The organism is Enterobacter sp. JJBC, assembly GCF_036936505.1.
GTDB lineage: Bacteria > Pseudomonadota > Gammaproteobacteria > Enterobacterales > Enterobacteriaceae > Enterobacter > Enterobacter hormaechei_C.
Genome location: NZ_CP136935.1, coordinates 4659938 through 4680774, shown reverse-complemented (window position 1 = coordinate 4680774; position 20837 = coordinate 4659938). Strand labels below are relative to the sequence as shown.

Below are 20837 nucleotides of genomic sequence, written 5' to 3'. Positions count from 1 at the left end.
AGGTAAGCGAAGCGCCACCTGCCAAAAAATGCCGGATGGCGCTACGCTTATCCGGCCTAAAGATTATCGTGCAGTAAGCAGTACGCCGCACTCCATATGGTGCGTATACGGGAACTGATCGAACAGCGCCAGACGTTCAACCTTGTGCGTCTGGCTTAATGTTTCCAGATTCTTGCACAGCGTCTCCGGGTTACAGGAGATGTACAAAATACGCGGGTACGCCTGCACCATCTTCTCGGTTTCGCTGTCCAGGCCACTGCGCGGCGGATCGACAAAAATTGTCTCACACTGGTAGCTCTTCAAATCAATCCCTTGCAGGCGGTTAAACTCGCGTACGCCGTTCATCGCCTGGGTAAACTCTTCTGCCGCCATACGAATAATTTGTACGTTATCAATATGGTTAGCGGCGATGTTGTACTGCGCGGCTGCCACCGACGGTTTGGCGATTTCCGTCGCCAGCACGCGTTCGAAGTTACGCGCCAGCGCCAGCGAGAAGTTGCCGTTACCGCAGTAGAGTTCCAGCAGATCGCCCTTAGACCCTTCCGTCGCCTTCAACGCCCACTCCAGCATCTGCACGTTCATGGCGGCATTCGGCTGGGTGAAGCTGTTCTCCACCTGACGGTAAACCATCTCTTTTCCTGCCACCGGCAGACGCTCGTCGATGTAATCCTGGTCCAGCATGATTTTGGTTTTGGTCGCGCGGCCAATCAGGTGCACGTTGATATTCTGCGCGCGCAGCGCATCGCGCAGGGCTTCTGCCTGCTCGCGCCACTCGTCGGTCAGTGCTTTGTGATAGAGCAGAGAAACAATGGCCTGATTGCTTTGGGTGGTCAGGTAGTCAATCTGGAACAGCTTGTTGCGCAGTACCGGATTGTTGCGCACACCGTCGATCATCAGCGTCATCAGCTGGTTGATGAGCTCACTCGCCGCCGGAAAACTGTCTACGCGAATACGGGATTTCGTCTGCTGATCGAAAATGATGTGGTACAGGTCATCGCCATCGTGCCAGATGCGGAACTCAGCGCGCATACGGTAGTGGCTGACCGGAGAACGAAACACCTCGGGAACGGGCGCGTTGAAAGGCGTCATCATACTTTGCAGGCGGACAACTTTTTCAGCCAGCTGTGCGTCGTACTGTTCTGTCGGGAGGTGTTCGGGGGTCATGATGCGTCCTGAGTGATAAAGAATTACGCGGGGATTGTAGGGATTGTGCAGTGGATGTCCAGATTTAATGGCTAATAGCTATCTGGACATCTATACGTGTCTAATTGTAGCATTCTGTTTCCGGTCTCCTGAGAGTGAAAAGGGAATCCAGTGCAAATCTGGAGCTGACGCGCAGCGGTAAAGACTGGCGGGATGAGAGTTGCAGACACTGTGAAAATGGGAAGTCTTCATCCGTATAACGCCACCCAGCCCGAAGACCTGCCGGGATCACGTCGCATTTGGTTTCATCATCGCGTGCTATCGGTGAGGCCTGCGGCATCCTTCTTATATTGTGGATGCTTTAACAATGATTAAAAAAGTATCGCTGTTGACGGTGTTTTCCGTCACGGCATTTTCGGGCTGGGCGCAGGAAAGTGCCGACTCGTTGGTGGTGACAGCAAACCGTTTCGAACAACCAGCAAAAACCGTTCTGGCTCCGACCTCCGTCGTGACGCGTGAGGATATTGAACGCTGGCAGGCAACGAGTGTTGTGGAAATCATGTCACGCCTGCCGGGTGTGGACATCGCACAAAGCGGCGGGATGGGGTCGACCTCTTCAACGTTTATTCGCGGTACGGAATCCCGCCATGTTCTGGTACTGATTGATGGTATCCCTCTGAATAATGCCGGGATCAGCAACGTTCCCGATTTAAGCCAAATTCCGACGTCGCTGATTCAGCGTATTGAGTACATTCGCGGCCCACGTTCGGCGCTGTATGGCTCCGACGCGATTGGCGGTGTGATTAACATCATTACCGGGCGCGACAAGCCGGGTGCGGAAATTTCTGCGGGTGTCGGTTCAAAGGGGTATCAAAACTATAACGGTGCCTTCCAGCAGGTGTTCGATAAAACCAAAATCACCATGGCCGGTGATTATACCTATACCCGTGGTTTTGATATTGCCGCAAAAGATGCCCCGCGCCAGCCAGACCGCGATGGTTTTATGAGTAAATCGCTGTTTGGCTCGGTGGAGCAGCAGTTTACCGACAGCGTCAGCGGATTCGTCCGTGGTTTTGGCTACGATAACCGCTCCGCGTATGACGGTTACGATCACTATGGCGCGACCGGCATTGATGGGCGGCCGGACACGCGTCAGGTTTACAGCCAGAACTGGGACACCGGGTTGCGCTATAACCAGGGTATTTTCCAGTCACAGCTGGTGGCAGGGTATGGCCGTAGCAAAGATCAGAACTATGATCCGAAAAAAGGCCGCTACGCTGACTCCGCAACCATGGATGACGTGAAGCAGTACACCACCCAGTGGCTGAATACGGTTGAAGTGGGGCACGGCAATATCGGCGCGGGTCTGGACTGGCAGAAGCAGAAAACCCAGGCGGGTACGGGCTATCTGGAAAAAGGTTACGAACAACGTAATACCGGCGTGTTCCTTTCGGCGATGCAGCAGTTCAACAGCGTGACGCTGGAAGCGGCGGCGCGTAATGACGATAACTCTAACTTTGGCAATCATGCCACCTGGCAGACCAGCGCCGCATGGGAGTTCATCGACGGGTATCGCATCATCGGTTCTTACGGCACAGCGTATAAAGCGCCGACCATGAGCCAGATCCACAGTAAGGATTACGGCAATCCGGACCTGAAGCCAGAAGAGAGTAAGCAGTGGGAAGGTGGTTTTGAAGGCCTGACGGGGCCGGTAAACTGGCGCGTGACGGGTTATCGTAATGATATTGATAACCTGATTAACAGCGACCCGCGGACCTACCGTTATTACAACGTGGATGAGGCTCGCATCAAAGGGATTGAGGTGACGGCGCAGTTCGATACCGGACCGGTAGGGCACCAAATTTCCTATGACTACGTTGACCCGCGCAATGCGAAAACCAACGAAGTCCTGGCACGTCGCTCAAAGCAGCAGGTTAAGTATCAGCTTGACTGGCAGGTGTGGGATCTCGACTGGAATCTGGCGTACCGTTATCTGGGCACTCGCTATGACGTTGCCGTTGATCCGAATACCTATGCAACAGAACGCGTGAAAATGGGCGGCGTCAGCCTGTGGGACGTCGCGGTTTCATATCCCGTCACCTCTCATCTCACAGTTCGTGGTAAAATAGCCAACCTGTTCGATAAAGATTACGAGACAGTTTATGGCTACCAAACTGCAGGACGGGAATACACCTTGTCTGGCAGCTACACCTTCTGATCCGCGTCCCACCGTGCTGGTGTTTGATTCCGGCGTCGGTGGGCTTTCGGTCTATGATGAGATTCGGCAGCTCCTGCCGGATCTCCATTACATCTACGCCTTCGATAACGTCGCGTTCCCGTATGGGGAAAAGAGTGAAGACTTTATTGTTGAGCGTGTGGTTGAAATCGTCACCGCGGTACAAAAGCGTTATCCTCTGGCGCTGGCGGTCATTGCCTGTAATACGGCAAGCACGGTCTCTCTTCCTGCCCTGCGCGAAAAATTCCCGTTCCCGGTTGTGGGCGTTGTGCCGGCAATTAAACCTGCTGCGCGTCTGACGGCGAACGGCATCGTGGGTTTGCTGGCGACGCGTGGTACGGTAAAACGTCCTTATACGCGCGAGCTTATTGAGCGCTTTGCCAATGAATGCCAGATCGCCATGCTCGGTTCCGCGGAGCTGGTGGAAATGGCGGAAGCGAAGCTGCACGGCGAGACGGTCTCGCTTGAAGAGCTGCGCCGCATTCTGCGTCCATGGCTGCGGATGCAGGAACCCCCGGATACGGTTGTTCTTGGATGTACCCATTTCCCGCTGTTACAGGAAGAGCTATTAAAGGTCCTGCCTGAAGGAACCCGGCTGGTGGATTCCGGTGCGGCGATTGCGCGTCGGACGGCCTGGCTGCTGGAACACGAGGCGCCGGATGCGAAATCAGCGGAAGCGAACATCGCTTTTTGTATGGCGATAACAAAAGAAACTGAACAACTTTTACCCGTTTTACAGCGTTACGGCTTCGAAACGCTCGAAAAACTGGCGCTGTAGCACGGTTTTGAGCAAAAAAGAGACGGTTGAACGTTTTTTTTCAAAGAGGGGTTGTCAACGTCTGAGAACTCCCTATAATGCGCCTCCACTGACACGGAACAACGGCTTACAAGCCGCCGGGGCAGCGGGGTTCAGAGATGAACGCCAACAGAGAAAAGTGAAAATAATTGCTTGACTCTGAATGAGGAAAACGTAATATACGGGACCTCGCAACGATGTGCTGAAAGCCGCGTTGCAACTGCTCTTTAACAATTTATCAGACAATCTGTGTGGGCACTCAAAGTGACATGGATTCTTAACGTCCTCGGACGAAAAATGAATACCAAGTCTCAACGAGTGAACACGTAATTCATTACGAAGTTTAATTCATTGAGCATCAAACTTTTAAATTGAAGAGTTTGATCATGGCTCAGATTGAACGCTGGCGGCAGGCCTAACACATGCAAGTCGAACGGTAACAGGAAGCAGCTTGCTGCTTCGCTGACGAGTGGCGGACGGGTGAGTAATGTCTGGGAAACTGCCTGATGGAGGGGGATAACTACTGGAAACGGTAGCTAATACCGCATAACGTCGCAAGACCAAAGAGGGGGACCTTCGGGCCTCTTGCCATCGGATGTGCCCAGATGGGATTAGCTAGTAGGTGGGGTAACGGCTCACCTAGGCGACGATCCCTAGCTGGTCTGAGAGGATGACCAGCCACACTGGAACTGAGACACGGTCCAGACTCCTACGGGAGGCAGCAGTGGGGAATATTGCACAATGGGCGCAAGCCTGATGCAGCCATGCCGCGTGTATGAAGAAGGCCTTCGGGTTGTAAAGTACTTTCAGCGGGGAGGAAGGTGTTGAGGTTAATAACCTCAGCAATTGACGTTACCCGCAGAAGAAGCACCGGCTAACTCCGTGCCAGCAGCCGCGGTAATACGGAGGGTGCAAGCGTTAATCGGAATTACTGGGCGTAAAGCGCACGCAGGCGGTCTGTCAAGTCGGATGTGAAATCCCCGGGCTCAACCTGGGAACTGCATTCGAAACTGGCAGGCTAGAGTCTTGTAGAGGGGGGTAGAATTCCAGGTGTAGCGGTGAAATGCGTAGAGATCTGGAGGAATACCGGTGGCGAAGGCGGCCCCCTGGACAAAGACTGACGCTCAGGTGCGAAAGCGTGGGGAGCAAACAGGATTAGATACCCTGGTAGTCCACGCCGTAAACGATGTCGACTTGGAGGTTGTGCCCTTGAGGCGTGGCTTCCGGAGCTAACGCGTTAAGTCGACCGCCTGGGGAGTACGGCCGCAAGGTTAAAACTCAAATGAATTGACGGGGGCCCGCACAAGCGGTGGAGCATGTGGTTTAATTCGATGCAACGCGAAGAACCTTACCTACTCTTGACATCCAGAGAACTTAGCAGAGATGCTTTGGTGCCTTCGGGAACTCTGAGACAGGTGCTGCATGGCTGTCGTCAGCTCGTGTTGTGAAATGTTGGGTTAAGTCCCGCAACGAGCGCAACCCTTATCCTTTGTTGCCAGCGGTTAGGCCGGGAACTCAAAGGAGACTGCCAGTGATAAACTGGAGGAAGGTGGGGATGACGTCAAGTCATCATGGCCCTTACGAGTAGGGCTACACACGTGCTACAATGGCGCATACAAAGAGAAGCGACCTCGCGAGAGCAAGCGGACCTCATAAAGTGCGTCGTAGTCCGGATTGGAGTCTGCAACTCGACTCCATGAAGTCGGAATCGCTAGTAATCGTGGATCAGAATGCCACGGTGAATACGTTCCCGGGCCTTGTACACACCGCCCGTCACACCATGGGAGTGGGTTGCAAAAGAAGTAGGTAGCTTAACCTTCGGGAGGGCGCTTACCACTTTGTGATTCATGACTGGGGTGAAGTCGTAACAAGGTAACCGTAGGGGAACCTGCGGTTGGATCACCTCCTTACCTTAAAGAACCTGCCTTTGCAGTGCTCACACAGATTGTCTGATGAAAAACAGCAGTAAAAAACCTCTACAGGCTTGTAGCTCAGGTGGTTAGAGCGCACCCCTGATAAGGGTGAGGTCGGTGGTTCAAGTCCACTCAGGCCTACCAAATTTTTGCTGATGCTGCGTTGCGGCGACACTCACATACCTGAGTATGCTTCGTGTCACCACGCCTTGCCTCAACAAAAATTACCGGTACAGAGGTGACTACGATGGGGCTATAGCTCAGCTGGGAGAGCGCCTGCCTTGCACGCAGGAGGTCTGCGGTTCGATCCCGCATAGCTCCACCATCTTTTACTGCGAACACAAGAAAACTTCAGAGTGAACCTGAAAAGGTGCACTGCGAAGTTTTGCTCTTTAAAAATCTGGATCAAGCTGAAAATTGAAACGACACACAGCTCATGTGTGTTCGAGTCTCTCAAATTTTCGCAATCAGAAGTGAAACATCTTCGGGTTGTGAGGTTAAGCGACTAAGCGTACACGGTGGATGCCCTGGCAGTCAGAGGCGATGAAGGACGTGCTAATCTGCGAAAAGCGCCGGCGAGGTGATATGAACCTTTGACCCGGCGATGTCCGAATGGGGAAACCCAGTGCAATCCGTTGCACTATCGTTAACTGAATACATAGGTTAACGAGGCGAACCGGGGGAACTGAAACATCTAAGTACCCCGAGGAAAAGAAATCAACCGAGATTCCCCCAGTAGCGGCGAGCGAACGGGGAGCAGCCCGGAGTCTGAATCAGCTTGTGTGTTAGTGGAACGGTCTGGAAAGTCCGACGGTACAGGGTGATAGTCCCGTACACGAAAATGCACATGCTGTGAACTCGAAGAGTAGGGCGGGACACGTGGTATCCTGTCTGAATATGGGGGGACCATCCTCCAAGGCTAAATACTCCTGACTGACCGATAGTGAACCAGTACCGTGAGGGAAAGGCGAAAAGAACCCCGGCGAGGGGAGTGAAAAAGAACCTGAAACCGTGTACGTACAAGCAGTGGGAGCCTCTTTATGGGGTGACTGCGTACCTTTTGTATAATGGGTCAGCGACTTATATTCTGTAGCAAGGTTAACCGTATAGGGGAGCCGAAGGGAAACCGAGTCTTAACTGGGCGTTAAGTTGCAGGGTATAGACCCGAAACCCGGTGATCTAGCCATGGGCAGGTTGAAGGTTGGGTAACACTAACTGGAGGACCGAACCGACTAATGTTGAAAAATTAGCGGATGACCTGTGGCTGGGGGTGAAAGGCCAATCAAACCGGGAGATAGCTGGTTCTCCCCGAAAGCTATTTAGGTAGCGCCTCGTGAACTCATCTTCGGGGGTAGAGCACTGTTTCGGCTAGGGGGCCATCCCGGCTTACCAACCCGATGCAAACTACGAATACCGAAGAATGTTATCACGGGAGACACACGGCGGGTGCTAACGTCCGTCGTGAAGAGGGAAACAACCCAGACCGCCAGCTAAGGTCCCAAAGTCATGGTTAAGTGGGAAACGATGTGGGAAGGCACAGACAGCCAGGATGTTGGCTTAGAAGCAGCCATCATTTAAAGAAAGCGTAATAGCTCACTGGTCGAGTCGGCCTGCGCGGAAGATGTAACGGGGCTAAACCATGCACCGAAGCTGCGGCAGCGACGCTTATGCGTTGTTGGGTAGGGGAGCGTTCTGTAAGCCGTTGAAGGTGTGCTGTGAGGCATGCTGGAGGTATCAGAAGTGCGAATGCTGACATAAGTAACGATAAAGCGGGTGAAAAGCCCGCTCGCCGGAAGACCAAGGGTTCCTGTCCAACGTTAATCGGGGCAGGGTGAGTCGACCCCTAAGGCGAGGCCGAAAGGCGTAGTCGATGGGAAACAGGTTAATATTCCTGTACTTGGTGTTACTGCGAAGGGGGGACGGAGAAGGCTATGTCAGCCGGGCGACGGTTGTCCCGGTTTAAGCATGTAGGCGGAGGTTCCAGGTAAATCCGGTACCTTGTTAACGCTGAGGTGTGATGACGAGGCACTACGGTGCTGAAGTGATAAATGCCCTGCTTCCAGGAAAAGCCTCTAAGCATCAGGTAACACGAAATCGTACCCCAAACCGACACAGGTGGTCAGGTAGAGAATACCAAGGCGCTTGAGAGAACTCGGGTGAAGGAACTAGGCAAAATGGTGCCGTAACTTCGGGAGAAGGCACGCTGATATGTAGGTGAAGTCCCTGCGGACGGAGCTGAAATCAGTCGAAGATACCAGCTGGCTGCAACTGTTTATTAAAAACACAGCACTGTGCAAACACGAAAGTGGACGTATACGGTGTGACGCCTGCCCGGTGCCGGAAGGTTAATTGATGGGGTCAGCGGCAACGCGAAGCTCTTGATCGAAGCCCCGGTAAACGGCGGCCGTAACTATAACGGTCCTAAGGTAGCGAAATTCCTTGTCGGGTAAGTTCCGACCTGCACGAATGGCGTAATGATGGCCAGGCTGTCTCCACCCGAGACTCAGTGAAATTGAACTCGCTGTGAAGATGCAGTGTACCCGCGGCAAGACGGAAAGACCCCGTGAACCTTTACTATAGCTTGACACTGAACACTGGTCCTTGATGTGTAGGATAGGTGGGAGGCTTTGAAGCGTGGACGCCAGTCTGCGTGGAGCCATCCTTGAAATACCACCCTTTAATGGCTGGTGTTCTAACGTAGACCCGTGATCCGGGTTGCGGACAGTGTCTGGTGGGTAGTTTGACTGGGGCGGTCTCCTCCCAAAGAGTAACGGAGGAGCACGAAGGTTGGCTAATCCTGGTCGGACATCAGGAGGTTAGTGCAATGGCATAAGCCAGCTTGACTGCGAGCGTGACGGCGCGAGCAGGTGCGAAAGCAGGTCATAGTGATCCGGTGGTTCTGAATGGAAGGGCCATCGCTCAACGGATAAAAGGTACTCCGGGGATAACAGGCTGATACCGCCCAAGAGTTCATATCGACGGCGGTGTTTGGCACCTCGATGTCGGCTCATCACATCCTGGGGCTGAAGTAGGTCCCAAGGGTATGGCTGTTCGCCATTTAAAGTGGTACGCGAGCTGGGTTTAGAACGTCGTGAGACAGTTCGGTCCCTATCTGCCGTGGGCGCTGGAGAATTGAGGGGGGCTGCTCCTAGTACGAGAGGACCGGAGTGGACGCATCACTGGTGTTCGGGTTGTCATGCCAATGGCACTGCCCGGTAGCTAAATGCGGAAGAGATAAGTGCTGAAAGCATCTAAGCACGAAACTTGCCCCGAGATGAGTTCTCCCTGAGACCTTGAGTCTCCTGAAGGAACGTTGAAGACGACGACGTTGATAGGTCGGGTGTGTAAGCGCAGCGATGCGTTGAGCTAACCGATACTAATGAACCGTGAGGCTTAACCTTACAACGCCGAAGATGTTTTGGCGAAGAGACAGAATTTTCAGCTTAGATTCAGAGTCCGAAGGATTTTGCGCTGAGACAAGGCGGCAAACGAAGGAAAGGAAGGAGCATACTTAGGTATGTGACTGACTTTACGAGAGCAGCCAACGCAGTATCAGTGCGAAAGACACAGGACAGAGCACAAGAATTTGCCTGGCGGCTTTAGCGCGGTGGTCCCACCTGACCCCATGCCGAACTCAGAAGTGAAACGCCGTAGCGCCGATGGTAGTGTGGGGTCTCCCCATGTGAGAGTAGGGAACTGCCAGGCATCAAATTAAGTAGTAAGCCGGTGCATTAATCCGGTGGTTACAGAAGTATTCGGTGGAGCGGTAGTTCAGTCGGTTAGAATACCTGCCTGTCACGCAGGGGGTCGCGGGTTCGAGTCCCGTCCGTTCCGCCACTTATTAAGACATTAAGCCTGCCCTTTCGGCAGGCTTAATGGCAAAAACTTTAGGGGCGTAGCTCAGTTGGTAGAGCACCGGTCTCCAAAACCGGGTGTCGCGAGTTCGAGTCTCTCCGCCCCTGCCATATAGAATCCTTTGCTTCGGCAAAGGATTTTTTTTTGCCTGCAAAACAGCTCAACACCTTCCTGAAGAATAAGCAGCCTGCGTTTCCGCAGGCTTTTGCGTTAATCCAGTATGCTGGTTTTTAACAGATCTTTTATCTGCGACTGCTTATCGCTGTTTTGCAGCCAAATGGCATACAGCGGCCTGGAGAGAGTTGTCGAATCGGTGACAACATGGAGTGCGGGTTTATTATCCGCCCAGCGAACAGGTAACCATGTACAGCCTTTCAATGCGGGAAGATGCTGGCATGCGATCTCCGCAGAGCTTGTCGTGAGTTGCGGGATATCATCGCTGGCAATTAACCCCGTCTCGTGCTGCTGAAAATCAGGCCCCCATTCCAGGCGTAAATAATTCAGGTCGGCCTTCATCATTGCAGGCTCGGATGCATAGAGCGCCAGGCTAAACTGTCCAACAATCTGGCTGCTAAATTCGTCCATCTTGGGCGCTTCTGTGGTGATCAGGAGATCAAGCTGCCGCTCGTGGAGTTGCTTAACCAGCGACTGGCGTTGCGCAATCCTCGCCTCAAATTGCAGATGGTTGTGTGAGCGATATAGCCGCATAAGCCACTGGCTGAGCATGCATTCCCATAGTGAAGCGCTGGCACCGATCGAGAATTCATTATGCCGGGAGGTGTGCGCAACCTCCTTCCGCGCTGCCTGCCAGGTATTCATCAGGGTTTCTGCATAAGGCAATAGCTTTTCACCGGCCGGAGTTAAACGAATATTGTTGCGATGGCGGGTAAAAAGGTTCACACCCAGTTGATTTTCCAGCTGTCGAATACGAAAACTGACTGCTGACTGCGTCAGGTAGAGGGCTTCAGCTGCTCGCCCAAAGTGTCGCGTTCTGCTCACTTCGAGGAAAGTTTTTAGCAATTCCGTATCCACATCTTTCTCCGCAAAATTATTTGTCGTTATGATTTAAATGTTTTGTTTTACACTCTGTCAAGCGTAACTAATACTCCGCGCCATAAATAGCTCGGCCAAAGAATTAGGAGCGTGTAGGATGGCGGAAAGCTTTACGACGACTAATCGTTTTTTCGACAATAAACATTATCCGCGCGGGTTCTCTCGTCACGGCGATTTCACTATCAAAGAAGCTCAACTTCTTGAGCGCCATGGTTATGCCTTTAACGAGCTGGATCTGGGTAAACGTGAACCGGCAACCGAAGATGAAAAACAGTTTGTCTCTGTTTGCCGTGGTGAGCGTGAGCCGCAGTCTGATGCAGAACGTGTATGGATCAAGTATATGGCTCGCATTAAGCGTCCTAAGCGTTTCCATACGCTGTCTGGCGGCAAGCCGCAGATGGAAGGTGCAGAAGACTACACCGAGTCTGACGATTAAGAAGAGAAGGGGCTACGGCCCCTTTTTTTTTTACGCCAGCATTTTTTGCAGATGCAACAGCAGCCGATCGATCGCACGGTAACTTAATGCCTCCTGCAAATGCCGCCTCTCTATTCCGGGGCAGCCTTCCACGTCGGCGACCGTGCGCGCAACTTTCAACAAACGCTGCCACGCGCGAATGGATAGCCCAAACCGCGTCAGTGTCTCTTCCAGCCAGCCTGCATCTTCAGCGTTGAGAGAACAAAACTGTCGGATCCCGCTGTTATCCAGCCGGGCATTCAGCCTGTTCTGACGAGCATACTGCCGCGCCTGCGCCGCAATAACCCGTTCACGCACAGTTGCTGAGCTTTCGCCCTTAATACCGGTTTGCCTCAGCAGACCGGGCGGGGGCAGGGGGATCTCGAGAGATAAATCAAAACGGTCGAGGAAGGGGCCGGACAGCTTACTCAGATAGCGCAGTGTCTGCTCCGGCGTACAGCGGTTATGATTGCCCTGATAATGACCCGTAGGGCTAGGGTTCATCGCGGCGACCAGCTGAAACTGCGCAGGGTAGCTTAATTTGGCCCGTGTACGAGACAAATGGATTTCGCCGGATTCAATCGGCTCCCGCAATGCATCCAGCACTCGGCGTTCAAACTCTGGCAATTCATCCAGGAAGAGAATGCCGTTGTGCGCCAGTGAGATTTCACCCGGACCGGGGATCGAACCCCCGCCCACCATCGCGGTAAGAGACGCACTGTGGTGTGGAGAGCGGAAAGGACGGCGGCGCCACTGTTTATGCAGCGACGTAGAACTGACCAGGCTAAATATCGCGGCGCTTTCCAGCGCTTCGTGATTATTGAGGGGTGGCAACAGGCCGTTCAATCTGCTCGCCAGCATCGTTTTCCCCGTGCCTGGCGGACCTATCAGTAACAGGTTATGCCCACCCGCGGCCGTTATCTCTAACGCCCGTTTACCCTGTTCCTGACCCATAATATCGCTGAGATCCTCGGGCGAATCTGGCGCTACCTCGTCATTCTCCTGCGGCTCGGCAAGCTCGTGTCGGCCTTCCAGCCAGGCGCAAACCTCCTGCAAATGTCCCGCGACAAGACACCCCTTTTCGGCGATAAGGCTTACTTCAGAGGCGTTTTCATTAGCTACAATGATTTGTCTTCCCGCACGTATGGCTTCAAGCGCACCCGATATTGCACCGGGAACGCCCCTTAACGCGCCTGTAAGCGCTAATTCACCCACGAACTCGCACGAGCTTAGCCCTGGCGTATTGAGCTGTTCAGAAGCCGCGAGAAGCGCTATAGCAATAGGTAAATCATATCGCCCTCCCTCCTTTGGCAAATCGGCGGGCGCAAGGTTGATGGTGATCTTCTTCGCCGGAAAAGCATAACCGCTATTAATAATTGCGCTGCGCACGCGATCCCTCGCCTCTTTAACGGTCGTTTCTGGTAAGCCGACCAGCGTCAGTCCGGGCAGTCCATTACTTAAATGAACCTCTACAGAAATAAGCGGTGCCTTCACGCCGATGGCCGCGCGTGTATAAACAACTGACAGTGACATAAGCCCTCCTTGGCGGTGACTATGCCAGCATCATTTTTTCCTGTTTAGCGCTAATTCACTGAATTACGGCGCTCGTTCCAGCCTTTTAGCGGCAAAATGTAATCCTTACATGTCGGTGGGATCGGCCTCGCAGAAAAGGAATCATGCGCGCCTTGCCTGATGAAACAGGACAAAAAAAATGAAAAATCTTCATTTCTATTCTTTCCCTATATAAAACAACGATTTTGAAAGAAATAGTTCGCCTGCTACAGAAACAGGTCATAAAAAAATCTTGTGTCAGATGAAATATCTGTGGTAACTCTTTAGGTATTCCTTCGAACAAGATGCAAAAAGAACTGAAAATGACAGCCCTTCTACGAGTGATTAGCCTGGTCGTGATTAGCGTGGTGGTGATTATTATCCCACCGTGCGGGGCTGCACTTGGACGAGGAAAGGCTTAGAAATCAAGCCTTAACGAACTAAGACCCCCGCACCGAAAGGTCCGGGGGTTTTTTTATGACTAAAAAACGTAAATGAGGAGCAGAGAATGACAAGTAGCACAAAATTCTGTTTCTCCCGATTTATGACGGGGAACTAACTATGAATGGGGCACAGTGGGTAGTACATGCGTTGCGCGCGCAGGGAGTCGAGACAGTATTCGGTTATCCGGGTGGCGCAATTATGCCGATTTACGATGCACTGTATGACGGCGGCGTGGAGCACCTGTTGTGCCGACACGAGCAGGGCGCAGCGATGGCCGCCATCGGTTATGCCCGTGCCACCGGTAAAACCGGTGTCTGTATGGCGACCTCAGGTCCGGGCGCAACGAACCTGATCACCGGTCTTGCTGATGCACTGCTGGATTCTGTTCCCGTTGTTGCCATCACCGGACAGGTTGCCTCTCCGTTCATCGGCACCGATGCCTTCCAGGAAGTGGATGTGCTCGGTTTATCGCTGGCCTGCACCAAACACAGCTTCCTCGTTCAGTCTCTTGAAGAGCTGCCGCGGGTGATGGCCGAAGCGTTCGAGGTTGCCAGCTCTGGCCGTCCTGGCCCGGTTCTGGTTGATATCCCGAAAGATATCCAGGTTGCACTCGGCGATCTGGAACCGCATTTCTCTACCGTGAAAAGCGATGATGCGTTCCCGCATGCACAGGTGGAAGAGGCGCGTCAGATGATGGTGCAGGCCAAACAACCGATGCTGTACGTTGGTGGTGGCGTAGGTATGGCGCAGGCGGCTCCTGCCCTGCGCGAATTTATCGCGGCAACGCAAATGCCTGCCACCTGCACGCTGAAAGGGTTGGGTGCGGTAGATGCTGATTACCCCTACTATCTGGGCATGCTGGGGATGCATGGTACCAAAGCGGCAAACCTGGCGGTGCAGGAGTGTGACCTGCTCATCGCCGTCGGCGCCCGTTTTGACGACCGCGTCACCGGCAAACTGAACACCTTCGCGCCAAACGCCAAAGTGATCCATATGGACATCGACCCGGCGGAGATGAACAAACTGCGTCAGGCGCATGTCGCGTTGCAGGGCGATCTTAACGCGCTGTTACCGGCCCTGGAGCAGCCGCTGGATATTAACCCATGGCGTCAGCACACCGCCGATATGCGCGCTGAACACGCCTGGCGTTACGACCACCCCGGCGAGGCCATCTACGCGCCGCTGCTGTTGAAGCAGTTGTCCGACCGTAAGCCCGCCGACAGCGTGGTGACGACCGATGTCGGCCAGCATCAGATGTGGTCTGCCCAGCACATGACCTACACCCGTCCGGAAAACTTCATCACGTCCAGCGGGTTAGGGACGATGGGCTTCGGTCTGCCAGCCGCCGTTGGTGCACAGGTTGCCCGCCCGAACGATACCGTTATCTGTATCTCCGGTGACGGCTCCTTCATGATGAACGTTCAGGAGCTCGGCACCGTGAAGCGCAAGCAGTTACCGTTGAAGATCGTGTTGCTCGATAACCAGCGTTTAGGGATGGTTCGCCAGTGGCAACAGCTGTTCTTCCAGGAACGTTACAGTGAAACCACCCTGACCGATAACCCCGATTTCCTCACCCTGGCCAGCGCCTTCGGCATTCCTGGCCAGCACATCACCCGTAAAGACCAGGTTGAAGCGGCACTCGACACCATGCTGTCAAGCGAAGGGCCATACCTGCTTCATGTCTCAATCGATGAGCTTGAGAACGTCTGGCCGTTGGTACCGCCCGGTGCCAGTAACTCACAAATGCTGGAGAAATTATCATGATGCAACATCAGGTCGCCGTGCAGGCTCGCTTCAACCCGGAAACGTTAGAACGCGTTTTGCGCGTGGTGCGTCATCGTGGCTTTCAGATTTGCTCTATGAATATGGAAACGGCCACCGACGCGCAAAACATCAGTATCGAATTAACCGTTGCCAGCCCGCGGCCGGTCGACTTACTGTTTAGTCAGTTATCAAAACTGGTAGACGTTGCCCATGTTGCCATCTGCCAGAGCACAACCACATCACAACAAATCCGCGCTTAAGCGTGACAGGACGAAAAAATGACGACAAAAAAAGCTGATTACATTTGGTTCAATGGTGAGATGGTTCGCTGGGAAGACGCGAAAGTTCACGTGATGTCCCACGCGCTGCACTACGGCACCTCCGTGTTTGAAGGGATCCGTTGCTACGACTCTCACAAAGGACCAGTGGTGTTCCGCCACCGTGAACACATGCAGCGTCTGCATGACTCAGCCAAAATTTATCGTTTCCCGGTCTCCCAAAGCGTTGATGAGTTGATGGAAGCCTGCCGCGAGGTGATTCGCCAGAACAAACTGACCAGCGCCTATATTCGTCCGCTGGTCTTCGTGGGTGATGTCGGCATGGGCGTCAACCCGCCCGCTGGCTATAACACCGATGTGATTATTGCTGCGTTCCCGTGGGGCGCCTACCTGGGCGCGGAAGCACTGGATCAGGGGATCGACGCAATGGTTTCTTCCTGGAACCGCGTGGCGCCAAACACTATCCCGACTGCGGCTAAAGCGGGCGGTAACTACCTGTCCTCACTGCTGGTCGGCAGCGAAGCGCGCCGTCACGGTTACCAGGAAGGTATCGCGCTGGATGTGAATGGCTACATCTCCGAAGGTGCGGGCGAAAACCTGTTTGAAGTAAAAGACGGAATTCTGTTCACCCCGCCGTTTACCTCGTCCGCGCTGCCAGGCATCACCCGTGACGCCATCATCAAGCTGGCAAAAGATCTGGGTATCGAAGTGCGCGAGCAGGTGCTATCCCGCGAATCCCTGTACCTGGCTGACGAAGTGTTTATGTCCGGTACCGCGGCTGAAATTACGCCGGTGCGTAGCGTCGATGGCATTCAGGTGGGCGAAGGCCGCTGTGGCCCGGTGACCAAACGCATTCAGCAAGCGTTCTTTGGCCTCTTCACCGGCGAGACAGAAGATAAATACGGCTGGTTGGATCAGGTTAATAACTAAATATAAATGTGGGACGGCACGCACCGTCCCATTAAATAGTCAGACGGGAGTAAATAAAGCATGCCTAAGTATCGTTCAGCCACCACCACCCACGGCCGTAATATGGCGGGTGCCCGCGCACTGTGGCGCGCCACCGGAATGACCGACGCCGATTTCGGCAAGCCAATTATCGCCGTGGTGAACTCCTTCACCCAGTTTGTGCCGGGCCACGTACACCTGCGCGATCTCGGTAAGCTGGTTGCCGAGCAAATCGAAGCCTCCGGCGGCGTGGCGAAAGAGTTCAACACCATTGCGGTGGATGACGGTATCGCAATGGGCCACGGAGGGATGCTCTATTCGCTGCCGTCGCGCGAGCTGATCGCCGACTCGGTGGAGTATATGGTTAACGCCCACTGCGCCGATGCGATGGTCTGTATCTCCAACTGCGACAAAATCACCCCGGGGATGCTGATGGCCTCCCTGCGTCTGAACATTCCGGTGATCTTCGTTTCCGGCGGCCCGATGGAAGCGGGGAAAACCAAGCTTTCCGACAAAATCATCAAGCTCGACCTGGTCGATGCGATGATCCAGGGCGCGGACCCGAAAGTCTCTGACGAGCAGAGCGACCAGGTGGAACGCTCCGCGTGCCCGACCTGCGGCTCCTGTTCCGGGATGTTCACCGCCAACTCCATGAACTGCCTGACCGAAGCGCTGGGCCTTTCTCAGCCGGGCAACGGCTCGCTGCTGGCGACCCACGCCGACCGTAAACAGCTGTTCCTTAACGCGGGCAAGCGCATCGTTGAGCTGACCAAACGCTACTACGAGCAGGACGATGCCAGCGCGCTGCCGCGCAACATCGCCAGTAAAGCGGCGTTCGAAAACGCCATGACGCTGGATATCGCCATGGGCGGCTCCACCAACACCGTTCTCCACCTGCTGGCCGCCGCGCAGGAAGCTGAAATCGACTTCACCATGAGCGACATCGACAAGCTCTCCCGCAAAGTGCCGCAGCTGTGTAAAGTCGCGCCGAGTACCCAGAAGTACCACATGGAAGATGTCCACCGTGCGGGTGGCGTGATTGGTATTCTCGGCGAGCTGGATCGCGCCGGGCTGCTTAACCGCGACGTGAAAAACGTGCTCGGCCTGACGCTGCCGGAGTCGCTGGAGCAGTACGACGTGATGCTGACCAAAGACGACGCGGTGAAAAACATGTATCGCGCCGGTCCGGCGGGCATCCGTACCACCCAGGCGTTCTCGCAGGATTGCCGTTGGGACACGCTTGATGACGATCGCGCCGAAGGCTGCATTCGCTCGCTGGAACATGCCTATAGCAAAGACGGCGGCCTGGCCGTGCTGTACGGTAACTTTGCGGAAAATGGCTGTATCGTGAAAACCGCTGGCGTGGACGACAGCATCCTGAAATTCACCGGTCCGGCAAAAGTGTATGAAAGCCAGGACGAAGCGGTAGACGCCATCCTCGGTGGCAAAGTGGTGGAAGGCGACGTGGTGGTCATTCGCTACGAAGGACCGAAAGGCGGTCCCGGCATGCAGGAGATGCTCTACCCGACCACCTTCCTGAAATCGATGGGCCTCGGCAAAGCCTGCGCGCTGATCACCGATGGTCGTTTCTCCGGCGGCACGTCTGGTCTCTCCATCGGCCACGTCTCCCCGGAAGCGGCAAGCGGCGGCAATATCGCGATCATCAAAGATGGCGATCTGATTGAAATCGACATTCCAAACCGCGGCATTCAGCTGAAGTTGAGCGACCAGGAGATTGCGGGCCGTCGTGAAGCGCAGGAAGCCCGCGGCGACAAAGCCTGGACGCCGAAAGATCGCCAGCGCGAAGTCTCCTTCGCCCTGCGCGCCTACGCGAGCCTTGCAACCAGTGCAGATAAAGGCGCGGTGCGCGATAAATCTAAACTGGGGGGCTAACGATGGCCGAGTCACAACCCTTATCCGCCGCCCCTGAGGGGGCGGAATACCTGAGAGCGGTGCTACGCGCGCCGGTCTATGAAGCCGTGCAGGTCACGCCCCTGCAAAAAATGGAAAAACTCTCTTCGCGCCTCGACAACGTCATTCTGGTGAAGCGTGAAGACAGGCAGCCGGTGCACAGCTTCAAGCTGCGCGGAGCCTACGCGATGATGGCCGGGCTGACCGACGAGCAAAAAGCGCGCGGCGTGATTACCGCGTCGGCGGGCAACCACGCCCAGGGCGTCGCGTTCTCGTCTGCCCGTCTGGGGCTTAAGGCGCTGATCGTGATGCCGGTTGCTACCGCCGATATCAAGGTCGACGCGGTGCGCGGATTCGGCGGAGAAGTGCTGCTTCACGGCGCTAACTTTGACGAAGCCAAAGCCAAAGCGATTGAGCTGGCGCAGCAGCAGGGCTTCACCTGGGTGCCGCCGTTCGACCACCCGATGGTGATTGCCGGGCAGGGTACGCTGGCGCTGGAGCTGTTGCAGCAGGACGCCCATCTCGACCGCGTTTTCGTCCCGGTGGGCGGCGGTGGCTTAGCCGCAGGTGTGGCGGTGCTGATCAAACAGCTGATGCCGCAGATCAAAGTGATTGCGGTTGAAGCGGAAGACTCTGCCTGCCTGAAGGCGGCGCTGGACGCCGGACATCCTGTGGATCTGCCGCGCGTCGGGCTGTTCGCCGAGGGCGTGGCGGTGAAGCGCATTGGCGACGAAACGTTCCGTCTGTGCCAGGAGTATCTCGACGATATCGTCACGGTTGATAGCGACGCTATCTGCGCGGCGATGAAAGATCTGTTCGAAGACGTGCGTGCGGTGGCGGAACCCTCCGGCGCGCTGGCGCTGGCGGGGATGAAGAAATACATCGCCCAGCACAATATCCGCGGCGAGCGTCTGGCGCACGTGCTTTCCGGTGCCAATGTGAACTTCCACGGCCTGCGCTACGTTTCCGAGCGCTGTGAGCTGGGCGAGCAGCGTGAAGCGCTGCTGGCGGTGACGATTCCGGAAGAGAAGGGCAGCTTCCTGAAGTTCTGCCAGCTGCTGGGCGGCCGTTCGGTAACGGAGTTCAACTACCGCTTTGCCGACGCCAAAGATGCCTGCATTTTTGTCGGCGTGCGTCTGAGCCGTGGCGTGGAGGAGCGCAAAGAGATCCTCAGCCTGCTGCACGACGGCGGCTACAGCGTGGTCGATCTCTCTGACGATGAGATGGCGAAGCTGCACGTGCGTTACATGGTCGGCGGCCGTCCTTCCAAGCCGCTCCAGGAACGCCTGTTCAGCTTCGAGTTCCCGGAATCACCGGGCGCGCTGCTCAAGTTCCTGCACACGCTCGGCACGCACTGGAACATCTCTCTGTTCCACTACCGCAGCCACGGCACCGACTATGGCCGCGTGCTGGCGGCGTTCGAACTGGGCGAGCACGAGCCGGATTTCGAAACGCGCCTGAACGAACTGGGCTATGAATGTCATGACGAAACCCATAACCCGGCTTTCAGGTTCTTTCTGGCTGGCTAGTGGTTCGGCAATATCGTCCAGAACGCATCAATAAGCGGCTCATGCAGCCGCTTTTTTTGTGCGCACACGCCCAGCTCAAACGGCGTCTTCTCGTCGCTGCGCTCCAGAATCATCACGCGGTTGCGCACCGGTTCCGGGCTGTTTTCCAGCACCACTTCCGGCAGCAGCGCCACGCCGCAGCCAAGCGCCACCATCGACACCATCGCCTCATGGCCGCCGACCGTGGCGTAAATCGACGGGTTACTGATCTTCTGGCGGCGGAACCACAGCTCAATGCGGCGGCGCACCGGCCCCTGATCGGCCATGATAAACGGCACCGTGGACCAGTCCGGTTTCTCCACCGAAACCTGGTTGCGCACCGGGCAGGGCAGCGCCGGGGCAATCAGCACTACCGCCAGATTCTCCAGCATCGAGAACGCCACCGCCCCCGGCAGCGTTTCAGGTTTTCCGGCAATCGCCAGATCCGCTTCGCCCGTAACCACTTTTTCCATCGCGTCGGCGGCATCGCCGGTGGTGAGCTTAATTTCAACCGACGGATGTTCCGCGCGGAAGCGGTCGAGAATGGGGGGAAGATGGCTGTAGGCAGCGGTCACGGAACAGAAAATATGCAGCTCGCCGGAAAGCGATGGCCCCTGCTGGTCGATGGTGTGCCGCAGCTGCTGATACTGTAATAACGTCTGCTGAGCAAAGATGCGCAGCTCTTCACCTGCTTCCGTCAGCGTGACGGTGCGGTTATCGCGCACGAACAGCGGCTGGCCGAGGTCTTCCTCAAGGCGCTGGATCTGGCGCGACAGCGTGGAGGGGCTGACGTGCATCGCCCGGGCGCTGCGGCCAAAGTGACGGCTTTCCGCCAGGTGCAGGAACATTTTCAGATCGCGTAAATCCACCGATTCCACTCCCTCTTTTTACATTGCATAAATTGCAATATGACGTTGTGAATATATCAATTTCCGCAATAAATT

General features: G+C 55.1%; 14 protein-coding genes, 4 tRNA genes, 3 rRNA genes and 1 riboswitch. Of the genes, 17 read left to right on the top strand and 4 right to left on the bottom strand.

Annotated elements, in window-relative coordinates; genetic code table 11:
• Positions 1-63: 63 nt before the first annotated feature.
• Positions 64-1164 carry a tRNA (uridine(54)-C5)-methyltransferase TrmA gene (gene trmA, locus RY075_RS22480; RefSeq protein ID WP_003862063.1) on the bottom strand — a complete coding sequence of 367 codons (1101 nt, stop codon included), beginning with the start codon at positions 1162-1164 and terminating at the stop codon, positions 64-66.
• Between the two features lie 104 nt (positions 1165-1268).
• Positions 1269-1445: riboswitch (cobalamin riboswitch) on the top strand.
• Positions 1446-1510: 65 nt separating this feature from the next.
• Between trmA and btuB the strand changes: the two genes are divergently transcribed.
• From btuB to RY075_RS22435, 9 genes are all read left to right on the top strand, one after another.
• The gene (gene btuB, locus RY075_RS22475; RefSeq protein WP_003862065.1) at positions 1511-3361 is read left to right on the top strand and encodes a TonB-dependent vitamin B12 receptor BtuB; all 1851 of its coding nucleotides are present in this window, start codon (positions 1511-1513) and stop codon (positions 3359-3361) included.
• The gene (gene murI, locus RY075_RS22470; RefSeq protein WP_032608099.1) at positions 3306-4157 is read left to right on the top strand and encodes a glutamate racemase; all 852 of its coding nucleotides are present in this window, start codon (positions 3306-3308) and stop codon (positions 4155-4157) included. The genes btuB and murI overlap by 56 nt, the downstream gene beginning before the upstream one ends.
• A 386-nt stretch (positions 4158-4543) precedes the next feature.
• Positions 4544-6085: ribosomal RNA gene (locus tag RY075_RS22465) — 16S ribosomal RNA — on the top strand.
• Positions 6086-6155: 70 nt separating this feature from the next.
• Positions 6156-6232: transfer RNA gene (locus tag RY075_RS22460), tRNA-Ile, on the top strand.
• A gap of 105 nt (positions 6233-6337) precedes the next feature.
• A tRNA-Ala gene (locus RY075_RS22455) sits at positions 6338-6413 on the top strand.
• Between the two features lie 170 nt (positions 6414-6583).
• A 23S ribosomal RNA gene (locus RY075_RS22450) occupies positions 6584-9489 on the top strand.
• A 188-nt stretch (positions 9490-9677) separates the two neighbouring features.
• Positions 9678-9793, top strand: a 5S ribosomal RNA gene (gene rrf, locus RY075_RS22445).
• The 16S, 23S and 5S rRNA genes sit together here with 4 tRNA genes alongside, the layout of an rRNA operon.
• Positions 9794-9848: 55 nt before the next feature.
• Positions 9849-9925: transfer RNA gene (locus RY075_RS22440), tRNA-Asp, on the top strand.
• Positions 9926-9977: 52 nt separating this feature from the next.
• Positions 9978-10053 (top strand) — tRNA-Trp (locus RY075_RS22435).
• 100 nt (positions 10054-10153) lie between these two features.
• On the opposite strand, the gene hdfR is transcribed toward RY075_RS22435, so the two are convergent.
• Positions 10154-10975, bottom strand: coding sequence for an HTH-type transcriptional regulator HdfR (gene hdfR, locus RY075_RS22430; RefSeq protein ID WP_003860190.1), 822 nt, complete (start codon positions 10973-10975; stop codon positions 10154-10156).
• 118 nt (positions 10976-11093) lie between these two features.
• Between hdfR and RY075_RS22425 the strand changes: the two genes are divergently transcribed.
• On the top strand, positions 11094-11432 hold the full coding sequence (locus RY075_RS22425) for a DUF413 domain-containing protein (protein WP_006808641.1): 339 nt from the start codon (positions 11094-11096) through the stop codon (positions 11430-11432).
• 30 nt (positions 11433-11462) lie between these two features.
• Here the strand turns inward: RY075_RS22425 and RY075_RS22420 are convergent, their stop codons facing one another.
• Positions 11463-12983: a YifB family Mg chelatase-like AAA ATPase gene (locus RY075_RS22420; RefSeq protein ID WP_109948947.1), complete on the bottom strand. Its 1521-nt coding sequence runs from the start codon at positions 12981-12983 to the stop codon at positions 11463-11465.
• Between the two features lie 341 nt (positions 12984-13324).
• Between RY075_RS22420 and ilvL the strand changes: the two genes are divergently transcribed.
• The 7 genes from ilvL to ilvA all read left to right on the top strand — a co-directional run bounded on the left by ilvL (position 13325) and on the right by ilvA (position 19875).
• Positions 13325-13423: an ilv operon leader peptide gene (gene ilvL, locus RY075_RS22415; RefSeq protein WP_001311244.1), complete on the top strand. Its 99-nt coding sequence runs from the start codon at positions 13325-13327 to the stop codon at positions 13421-13423.
• Between the two features lie 86 nt (positions 13424-13509).
• The gene (gene ilvX, locus RY075_RS22410) at positions 13510-13560 is read left to right on the top strand and encodes a peptide IlvX (protein WP_192930497.1); all 51 of its coding nucleotides are present in this window, start codon (positions 13510-13512) and stop codon (positions 13558-13560) included.
• Between the two features lie 2 nt (positions 13561-13562).
• Complete coding sequence (ilvG, locus tag RY075_RS22405; RefSeq protein WP_023323880.1) at positions 13563-15209, top strand: acetolactate synthase 2 catalytic subunit; 1647 nt, start codon at positions 13563-13565, stop codon at positions 15207-15209.
• On the top strand, positions 15206-15469 hold the full coding sequence (gene ilvM, locus RY075_RS22400; protein ID WP_003860184.1) for an acetolactate synthase 2 small subunit: 264 nt from the start codon (positions 15206-15208) through the stop codon (positions 15467-15469). The genes ilvG and ilvM overlap by 4 nt, the downstream gene beginning before the upstream one ends.
• A gap of 18 nt (positions 15470-15487) precedes the next feature.
• Positions 15488-16417, top strand: coding sequence for a branched-chain-amino-acid transaminase (gene ilvE, locus RY075_RS22395; protein ID WP_023323879.1), 930 nt, complete (start codon positions 15488-15490; stop codon positions 16415-16417).
• 60 nt (positions 16418-16477) lie between these two features.
• On the top strand, positions 16478-18328 hold the full coding sequence (gene ilvD, locus RY075_RS22390; RefSeq protein ID WP_109948950.1) for a dihydroxy-acid dehydratase: 1851 nt from the start codon (positions 16478-16480) through the stop codon (positions 18326-18328).
• Between the two features lie 2 nt (positions 18329-18330).
• The gene (ilvA, locus tag RY075_RS22385) at positions 18331-19875 is read left to right on the top strand and encodes a threonine ammonia-lyase, biosynthetic (RefSeq protein ID WP_032660750.1); all 1545 of its coding nucleotides are present in this window, start codon (positions 18331-18333) and stop codon (positions 19873-19875) included.
• Here ilvA and ilvY read toward each other — a convergent pair.
• Positions 19872-20762 (bottom strand): HTH-type transcriptional activator IlvY, encoded by an 891-nt coding sequence (ilvY, locus tag RY075_RS22380; protein WP_017693777.1) that lies wholly within the window; start codon positions 20760-20762, stop codon positions 19872-19874. The two genes, ilvA and ilvY, sit on opposite strands and share 4 nt — an antisense overlap.
• Positions 20763-20837: the final 75 nt, after the last annotated feature.

What these genes read in the sequence shown, in the direction of transcription:
- trmA (WP_003862063.1), bottom strand. Translation starts at nt 1,164, where the DNA reads ATGACCCCCGAACACCTCCCGACAGAACAGTACGACGCACAGCTGGCT.
- RY075_RS22420 (WP_109948947.1), bottom strand. Translation starts at nt 12,983, where the DNA reads ATGTCACTGTCAGTTGTTTATACACGCGCGGCCATCGGCGTGAAGGCA.
- ilvL (WP_001311244.1), top strand. Translation starts at nt 13,325, where the DNA reads ATGACAGCCCTTCTACGAGTGATTAGCCTGGTCGTGATTAGCGTGGTG.
- murI (WP_032608099.1), top strand. Translation starts at nt 3,306, where the DNA reads ATGGCTACCAAACTGCAGGACGGGAATACACCTTGTCTGGCAGCTACA.
- RY075_RS22425 (WP_006808641.1), top strand. Translation starts at nt 11,094, where the DNA reads ATGGCGGAAAGCTTTACGACGACTAATCGTTTTTTCGACAATAAACAT.
- ilvA (WP_032660750.1), top strand. Translation starts at nt 18,331, where the DNA reads ATGGCCGAGTCACAACCCTTATCCGCCGCCCCTGAGGGGGCGGAATAC.
- ilvG (WP_023323880.1), top strand. Translation starts at nt 13,563, where the DNA reads ATGAATGGGGCACAGTGGGTAGTACATGCGTTGCGCGCGCAGGGAGTC.
- ilvM (WP_003860184.1), top strand. Translation starts at nt 15,206, where the DNA reads ATGATGCAACATCAGGTCGCCGTGCAGGCTCGCTTCAACCCGGAAACG.
- ilvE (WP_023323879.1), top strand. Translation starts at nt 15,488, where the DNA reads ATGACGACAAAAAAAGCTGATTACATTTGGTTCAATGGTGAGATGGTT.
- ilvD (WP_109948950.1), top strand. Translation starts at nt 16,478, where the DNA reads ATGCCTAAGTATCGTTCAGCCACCACCACCCACGGCCGTAATATGGCG.
- btuB (WP_003862065.1), top strand. Translation starts at nt 1,511, where the DNA reads ATGATTAAAAAAGTATCGCTGTTGACGGTGTTTTCCGTCACGGCATTT.